This window comes from Nocardioides sp. (genome assembly GCF_024509035.1).
Lineage (GTDB): Bacteria > Actinomycetota > Actinomycetes > Propionibacteriales > Nocardioidaceae > Nocardioides.
The window spans coordinates 2,167-2,431 of the sequence record NZ_JANINT010000291.1 but is presented as its reverse complement, the minus strand read 5'-3'; the positions used below and the strand labels follow the sequence as shown (position 1 = coordinate 2,431).

At 69.8% G+C, this 265-nt stretch carries 1 pseudogene; it reads left to right on the top strand.

The annotated features are described in order from the left end of the window. Positions 1-265: pseudogene (locus tag Q0L15_RS19345) on the top strand (capsular biosynthesis protein); the annotation flags it as partial.

Genomic DNA, 265 nt, shown 5'->3' with positions numbered 1-265 from the left:
GTCGCGTCGTATGCCGAGCTCGCCAGCGGTCGCGACCTCGCGGCCGTCGTCGCCCGCGACCTCAACCTCGACATCTCACCGGACGATCTCTCCCACCGGGTTAGCGCCAGCGTGGTGCCTGAGACGGTCAACCTGGACCTGTCGGTGACCGATCCCGACGCGGCTCAGGCTCAGGTCCTGACCCAGGCGTACGCGCAGGCGATCGTCGAGCTGGTGCGCAAGCTCGAGACCCCCGAGGCGGGCCAGCAGGCGCCGATCAAGGCGA